At 52.0% G+C, this 7,159-nt stretch carries 10 protein-coding genes and 1 pseudogene; 6 read left to right on the top strand and 5 right to left on the bottom strand.

All coding sequences use genetic code 11. From position 1 onward, the window contains the following. Positions 1-278 (top strand): hypothetical protein (locus tag H5U36_08005; GenBank protein ID MBC7218064.1); only part of this gene is annotated, 278 nt, incomplete at its 5' end. 11 nt (positions 279-289) lie between these two features. Here H5U36_08005 and H5U36_08000 read toward each other — a convergent pair. The 5 genes from H5U36_08000 to H5U36_07980 all read right to left on the bottom strand — a co-directional run bounded on the left by H5U36_08000 (position 290) and on the right by H5U36_07980 (position 2,853). After that, positions 290-1,039 (bottom strand): Mrp/NBP35 family ATP-binding protein, encoded by a 750-nt coding sequence (locus H5U36_08000; GenBank protein MBC7218063.1) that lies wholly within the window; start codon positions 1,037-1,039, stop codon positions 290-292. 10 nt (positions 1,040-1,049) lie between these two features. Beyond that, positions 1,050-1,751 (bottom strand): MBL fold metallo-hydrolase, encoded by a 702-nt coding sequence (locus H5U36_07995; GenBank protein ID MBC7218062.1) that lies wholly within the window; start codon positions 1,749-1,751, stop codon positions 1,050-1,052. An 11-nt stretch (positions 1,752-1,762) separates the two neighbouring features. Then, positions 1,763-2,161: a NifB/NifX family molybdenum-iron cluster-binding protein gene (locus tag H5U36_07990; protein MBC7218061.1), complete on the bottom strand. Its 399-nt coding sequence runs from the start codon at positions 2,159-2,161 to the stop codon at positions 1,763-1,765. A 63-nt stretch (positions 2,162-2,224) separates the two neighbouring features. Beyond that, positions 2,225-2,497, bottom strand: a complete 273-nt coding sequence (locus H5U36_07985; GenBank protein ID MBC7218060.1) for a hypothetical protein — start codon at positions 2,495-2,497, stop codon at positions 2,225-2,227. A 5-nt stretch (positions 2,498-2,502) separates the two neighbouring features. After that, the gene (locus H5U36_07980; protein ID MBC7218059.1) at positions 2,503-2,853 is read right to left on the bottom strand and encodes a DUF134 domain-containing protein; all 351 of its coding nucleotides are present in this window, start codon (positions 2,851-2,853) and stop codon (positions 2,503-2,505) included. A 97-nt stretch (positions 2,854-2,950) separates the two neighbouring features. On the opposite strand from H5U36_07980, the gene H5U36_07975 reads away from it, so the two are divergent. From H5U36_07975 to H5U36_07955, 5 genes and pseudogenes are all read left to right on the top strand, one after another. Beyond that, entirely contained in the window at positions 2,951-3,367 is a 417-nt protein-coding gene (locus H5U36_07975; protein ID MBC7218058.1) for a hypothetical protein, read from the top strand. A 117-nt stretch (positions 3,368-3,484) separates the two neighbouring features. Then, a complete protein-coding gene (locus H5U36_07970) occupies positions 3,485-4,042 on the top strand; it encodes a biotin transporter BioY (protein MBC7218057.1) in 558 nt (185 codons plus the stop codon). A gap of 95 nt (positions 4,043-4,137) precedes the next feature. Then, a pseudogene (locus H5U36_07965) lies at positions 4,138-4,563 on the top strand (redoxin domain-containing protein). Positions 4,564-5,133: 570 nt separating this feature from the next. Continuing rightward, the gene (locus H5U36_07960) at positions 5,134-6,075 is read left to right on the top strand and encodes a helix-turn-helix domain-containing protein (GenBank protein MBC7218056.1); all 942 of its coding nucleotides are present in this window, start codon (positions 5,134-5,136) and stop codon (positions 6,073-6,075) included. Next, positions 6,072-7,159: hypothetical protein (locus tag H5U36_07955; GenBank protein ID MBC7218055.1), on the top strand; the 1,088-nt coding region annotated here is incomplete at its 3' end. The genes H5U36_07960 and H5U36_07955, both read left to right, overlap by 4 nt.

Genomic DNA, 7,159 nt, shown 5'->3' with positions numbered 1-7,159 from the left:
TCTTTTTGGAGAAAGGAGTTCCTCTTTCTCGCATAGAGATTCTCCGGAGGTTTCTCTCCCACTTCCTTGCCGCTTACAGGCGATGGAAAAGGGACGGAGATTTCTCTCCCTGGGTTGAGGAGTACAACCGGCGTTTCGCCCTTCTGGGGCGTCCGGTAGCCGTTGGCGGGGGGAAAGAGCCGGTTACCGGGATAGCCTTAGGAGTCGACGAACACGGAGCCCTTCGGATTCGCGAAGGCGGAAGAGAACGGACGATCACCTGGGGAGAAATCGAGTGAGCGCGGTTCTCCTACTCCTTAAGTATCTCTGCCGCGATTGCTGAGAGCGCCTCGTTCTCGTATTCCTCGATGGTACCTTCGTCACAACGTCTTGCAAGTTCTGGATCTTGTGGAAGGCTTCCAAGGAAAGGAAGGGAGAGCTGGGCGGCAACCAGAGACCCCTTTTCCTTGCCGAAGAGGGCGATTTTCCCCTTACAGTGGGGGCAGATAATGTAGCTCATGTTTTCCAAAATACCCACGATGGGTTTCTTTAGCTCTTCTACCATGTGGATGGCTTTTCGAACCACAAGGAGAGCTAAGTCCTGGGGTGAGGAGACAATAACCACCCCCGTCAGGGGTATAGTCTGCAGAATAGTCAAGGGTATGTCTCCTGTGCCTGGAGGTAGATCGAGAACGAGAATTTCTGGGTCGCTCCAGATGGTCTCCTCCCACAGTTCCTGTATGGCCTTGCTGAGGAGCGGACCACGCCAGATAACCGGCTGATCCGGCTCTTCAAGGAGGAGGTTGAGAGACATCACCTCTATGTTCAGGATTCTGGTTCTCACCGGGAAAATGCCTGGATTGAGTACCTCCGGTCTTTCCTTCTCCACACCAAACATGGTTGGAATGCTCGGTCCGGTAAGGTCGGTATCCATGATACCGACCCTTTTTCCTCTTCGGGCAAACTCACAGGCCAAGAGGGCTGAAACCGTGCTCTTTCCTACTCCACCCTTACCACTCATTACGGCAAAAATCTTCCCGATGCGGCTGTAACGGCTCATGGTCTTCCTCCTACCAGGAAAGTTGCGTTCCTACCCCGCAAGGGATGTATCCATCCGCCCACAGGGAACGGGCAAGTTCTATGGCAAAAAAGCCTGTACAATGGGTGGGGGCTATCACTTCCACTCCTTGGGCTTTCATGGTTTTAAGGGTCTTTTCAATTTCTTCCTCTCGAGCAAAGGAAAGGTGAAGGCCCCCGAGGAAACCCGAAACCCTCTTGCCCAGGGATTGGGCCCTTTCGAGCATGGCGACCGGTCCTGGATGGCAGCATCCCCCAAGGAGGAGCACCCCTCTTCTTCCTGCAACAAAAAGCCCCTGTTCCGGCACCGGTCCCTGGACCTCGCCGGTGGTTGATACGGAGTCTGTGATTTGCCGAGGATTTTCAGCCTCGACCACCTTTGCCCCCATTTTCCAGATGCGCTCCTTGGTTTCTTCAGAAAAGGAGGGGAGGATGTAGACGGTCACTTTAGGATTACAAGAGAGAAAGTGCCAGAGCCCTCCGATGTGATCGTAGTGTTCATGGGAAATGACTACAGAAGAGATGGAACAGGGGTCGATTCCCAAAAGCTCCATGTTTTTGAAGAGGAGGGGACCGCTCTCGCCAGTATCAAAAAGGACCCGCTCTTTTTCCTCCACAAGGCAGGAAAAGCCATGGGAGGCAAGAAGGTACGAAGAGAGCGCAGCGTTGTCGTAGAGCACGGTAAGTCTTGCCAAGGGTTACCTCCCTACTGCATGGGTTTTTCCTTCTTGTAGCAGCATGGCGTGGCCTTATCAGAAGTGGCGAATTCCTCGAGCCGTCCCTCAGAGAATGCGCTGATGGCATCTTTTAAGGTCTTACCATCGGTGAAGAAGACAGGGATACCGGCGCCTTTGAAACGCTCGAGCGCCTTTCTGCCCATTCCTCGGGTAATGATGGCATGGGGACGAAGCTCAAAGACCCAATCGTGGGTGTGGCTACCACCACCAAAGTGCTCCCCCTGGTTGGGGAGGAATTCTACCTGGAGGATTCCCCCGTCCTCGTTGAGTGTAACAACTGCAAAGTGTGGGGAGCGTCCGAAGTGCTCAGAGACGCAGGACGCCATGTCTTTTGGTTCTTCAACCGGAACCACAACCCGCTTTTCCATCAATTCTGCACCTCCCTTTGGCTTTGGGGCTTTGGGCTTTCTCAGCCCAAAGCCCTGAGAGAACTAACTCTGGGTTTCCTTTTTCCTGAGTTCTTCGAGCTCCTGGATTCTCTTCTCAAGCTGGGCCTTTTCCTCTTGGAGAGCTCTGAGCTCTGCCTCGATGTCTCCGGCGAAGAAAGGGGCTCTCCAGAACGCCGATGCATGAACGATTCTTCCGTAGGGATCCATGAAGAACGCGTGTGGCCCTGTGCCGCAGCGACATGGTCCGATGTAGCGGTATCCACTTGGGGTAGCTTTAGCCCAGCTCCCTCGCCAGAACCCTCTCCATCCGTACATGGGACTCACCTCCTCTTCTCTTCCCACCCCCATCGACACCGGCATCGGTGCGGGGGCAGGGGGATTTCCTCGTGGTACACAGGTCCTCCCTCAATCCGAAGAGTTTTCCCCAGGACAAGTGCTTCTGCAACCTTTCGACGGGCAGCCTCAAGAATTCGGCCAAAGGTCGGACGGGATATCCCCATCCTTTGCGCCGCCTCTTCCTGGTAGAGACCTTCAAGATCCGAGAGCCGGATTGCTTCAAGCTCGTCAAGAGTGAGAACGACCTCTTCGGGATTCTCTGAAACCCCTCCCGGGTAGAAGCACCATACTCTCGGAAACCAGCCGATTCTTCTTGGACAATGTGGTCGCGGCATATCTGTCACCATCCCTATTATAAGCATATGCTCATAATTGTCAAGGGGAATAAGGTTGTGTTCGGAGGGTTCTCCTCCCTTAGAGAGGAGGGGGAGAATGGTTGCGAAGGCCACGAATCTAATTCTCGTTTTGGTCCTTGTCCTTTTTGCTCTCGGCCTTTTTGGGGCAGCGCGCTGGAGCAGGGAGGTGGTGGCGGAAAAGTTCGTCCTTGTCGATAGCCAGGGGAACCCTAAAGCAGTGCTCTTTTCTGGACCTCAAGGTCCGGTGCTTGCCTTTCTGGGAGAAAACGGAAGGATGCGCATCGTCCTCGTTTCGGGAGAAGACGTTGCAGGAATCACTCTCTGCGACAGCAAAGGAGCTCCCCGAATGGGCATTGCGCTTGTAGAGAATATTGCGGGAATCGCCTTTGGGGACCCGAAGGGGACTCTTCGGATGGGGATGGCCTTAACCGAGAAAGACCCGGTCATAGGTTTCTACGACTCCCAGGGAAACCTCATCCGCCAGCTCCCTTAAGAGGTTAGCGGCTTTTGGAAACTCGGGGACAGGTTTTTGAGGCCCGTCTTTTTGCCCTTCCTTTTTCGTTAACTTGAATTATAATTGTTGTTAACGAAAAAGGAGAGGAGGAATGCTATGCGCCTTTCGCCTTCTTCTCTCACTCGGATTGCACTCTTTGCTGCTTTTTGCGTTGTTGCTGCGGTGGCCTTTCGGTTTGGCTCAAGCATTGTTCCTTTCAGTCTCGTTCCCTTTGTGGTCTTCCTGGCAGGATTTCTGCTCACTCCGAGAGAGGCCTTCTTGAGTATGCTCCTTTACGTTCTCCTTGGACTTGCCGGGCTTCCCGTTTTTGCCACTCCCCCTTTTGGAGGACCCCTCTACGTCCTCCGACCCACCTTCGGTTTCCTCCTTGGATTCATTATCGCCGCTCCCTGTACGGCGCTTCTTTCCCGCAGGAAAAACCCGGGAAGGATTCTCGGAGCTGTCCTTTTAGGCGTGGTGACCCTCTATGGTCCGGGAATCCTCTACTTCTTCTTGGCCATGAACGTCTTTCTGGGGAAACCTGTGGGTCTTGGGGATACTCTAAGAATCGCCGTTTTTCCTTTCATTGGTCCAGATTTCGTCAAGGCCTTTCTCGCCTATTTCCTTGCCCGTCAGGTTCTACCCCGGATAAGAAAGAGCCCTCATTGTGGCTGACTCTCCGGGAATATGGAACACCCTCCCTGGTCTTTCGGTATAAGCCTATCTGAGAGGGGGCCAGTACCACGCCTGAAGTCGGGAGTCCCGCTGTTGATTTCACCTTAAAGGACCAGCACGGCAAGGAACAGAAGCTCAGCAACTTCCGCGGTAAAAAGATTGTCCTCTCCTTCCATCCCTTAGCGTTCACGCGGGTGTGCACTTACCAGATGCAGGACCTTGAAGCCAAGAAGGCAGAGCTTGATAGCCTCAACACCGTCGCCTTAGGCCTGAGCGTAGATCCTGTGCCTGCGAAACACACCTGGGCCAAGGAAATCGGGGTGAGACAAACGCTTCTTCTTTCGGATTTCTGGCCCCATGGGGAAGTAGCCAGGGCCTACGGAGTTTTCGACGAGAAAGAAGGTTTCTCAAAACGCGCCGTTTTCGTCATCGATGAAAACAGCATCGTCATCTGGAAAAAAGAGTACCCCCTCAGTGAGCGTCCAGACATTGAGGAAATCCTGGCGGCGTTGAGGAAATAGTTCCTTCCCAGCTGTGCCGAGGGCCCTCGGCACAGCTGGGCCCTCGTCTGTTCGCGAAATCCTCTGATTCCTCACCAAGGGGTTGCTCCAGAACCCTTGTCAATTGGTGAATCTGCTGTCCCCTCATGAGGTAGCAATGAGATTCTGGCTTCTTTTGTTTCGAACTGTATTCGGGGTCAGACTCAATAGGCAATGCTCTCGAGTCTCGTTAAGTCCTGCAGGTTTTTCAACGAAGAGGGGAGGTATCCCCCAAGACGCGCTGTGCTCATCGACGAGAGCGGTGCTCTTGTTCGGAAGTTTTAAGAAGGAAAGGTTTTCCGCAAAGCAGGAGTGGCTCTGGACATCCAAAGTCAGGGTGTTGCCCTTTCCGAAAGGCCAGGCGGCACCCTTAAGGGCCCGCTCTCATTGTATCAATCTCTTTGATATAAATGAAAAAATTTATAGGAAACCTCGACGAACCCCTCATGGCCATCTTGACAGAAAAATACGGGATTGCTATCCTCTTTTCCAGAATATTGGGAAGTTTGTTTTATATCAATCGCTTTGATATAAAGAGGTCAGCCTCCTATGATGCGAAAGAGCGGAAGCATCCTGGTTCTCAACGCCAACAAGGACGTCGAGGTCTTGAAGGCCCTGAGTTCAGATCTTCGAATCCGCATCCTCGAGCTCCTCAACGGCAAAAGGCTCAATGTGAACGAGATTGCCCATGCCCTGGGAATCCCCCAGTCCACCGCGGCTGTGAACATTAAGGCCCTCGAGAAAGCGGGTTTGGTGAAAGTTGAAAACCAAAAGGGCAAAAAGGGTTCTCAAAAACTCTGCAGCACCCAGTACAGCGAGATTGTCATCGCCTTTTCCTCCGAGGAGAAGGAGAACGAGGACGACGTCATCGAGGTTGAAATGCCTGTTGGCCTCTACACCAAATTCGACGTGAGCCCCCCTTGTGGCCTCTGCTCCAAGGAAAAAGTTATTGGTTTCTTCGATTCTGTTAGCTCGTTCTGGAGTCCTGAAAGGGTTAAAGCAAGTCTTTTATGGTTCAGCAGGGGCTTTGTTGAATACAGGTTTCCTAACAATGCTCTCTATAAGAGGAAGCCCCTTCGAAAGATAGAGGTGACAGCGGAGCTCTCTTCGGAAGCTCCTGGAGCTAATGAGTACTGGCCTTCGGATATTACGGTGTGGATAAACGAAGTGGAGATTGGTACCTGGACGTCTCCAGGAGATTTTGGGGATAGAAGGGGCCATTTCACTCCCCGATGGTGGGGGTTAGGGAACTCTCAATATGGCTTTCTGAAGAGCTGGATTGTTACGGAGGAGGGATCGTTCATTGATGGAGAAAAGGTTTCAGGGACCCGCCTTAAAGATTTATGCATTTACAGTTACCCCTTTATAAAAGTCCGAATCGGGATCAAGGAAGACGCCAAAAATGTGGGGGGTATAAATATTTTCGGAAAGGGGTTCGGTAATTACGATAAGGACATAGTTTTGCGACTTTACTTCGAGGAGGGTGTTTCTTGAGAAAGGGAAAGGTTTGGATAGATGCTACGCGAAGGAAAGGAAGACTCTCTCCTTTTGTCTATGGTTCTTTCATAGAACACCTTGGACGCTGTGTTTACGGAGGTATATGGGCAGAGAAAATCCGTAACGGAAAATTTGCAGGGGAAGATCCTAACCATTGCGGAGTGATTTATCCATGGTTGCCTTTTGGGGAACAGAAAGGCCGAAATGTATACTTTACTCACGATAATACTTGCTTCTACGTGGGATCGCAATCGCAACGTGTTGAGATCATGGCTCCTGGAACCATGGCTGGGATTTTCCAAGATATCATTGTTGATGATTGTGCCTTTAAGGTACGTTGTGTCCTAAGAGGGGAAGGTATAGGGAATCCTGTCTGGGTTAGGTTGCAAAGAGGAGAGGAGGTGTTTGTTGAGACAGGATTAGAGGTTGGTCCGGACTGGAAGGTATTTGATTTCGAATGGAAAGTAACCCCTGTGCTTTTTAGGAAGGAAGTTTCTTTCGTTATTGCTTTTGAGGGTCCAGGTACCCTTTGGGTAGGGTATGTTTCCATGATGCCTATTAATCGCTCCTGGAAAGGAATGCGAAAAGATGTCCTTAGCGCCATTAGAATGCTTAGACCAACCATATTGCGCTGGCCAGGGGGTAACTTTGCTTCTAATTATCATTGGATGGACGGTGTCGGGCCGAGGGATAAAAGGCCGCCTCGCTGGGATCGCGCCTGGAGTACCTGGGAACCAAATGATTTCGGCACCGATGAGTTTATGGAGCTCTGCCGCTTTGTTGGGGCCGAGCCTTACATTTGTGTGAACATTGGCACTGGCACGCCGGAGGAGGCGGCAGCCTGGGTTGAGTACTGCAACGGAGATCCCTCCTCTCGCTATGGGTCTCTAAGGGCCGAGAATGGTCACCCCGAACCCTATAGCGTCCGGTTTTGGGGTATAGGCAATGAGACATATGGAAATTGGCAAATAGGACACGTTGATCCAGAGACCTATGGCAAGAAATGTCTCGAGTTTGTTCGCACGATGAAGGCTGTAGACCCCAACATTGTTCTTGTAGCGGTAGGAGTTAACGAGGTGGG

It is taken from the genome of Candidatus Caldatribacterium sp. (assembly GCA_014359405.1).
GTDB lineage: Bacteria > Atribacterota > Atribacteria > Atribacterales > Caldatribacteriaceae > Caldatribacterium > Caldatribacterium oleiphilum.
Note: the sequence above shows the minus strand (reverse complement) of the source record. Positions and strands in the feature narration are given on the sequence as shown.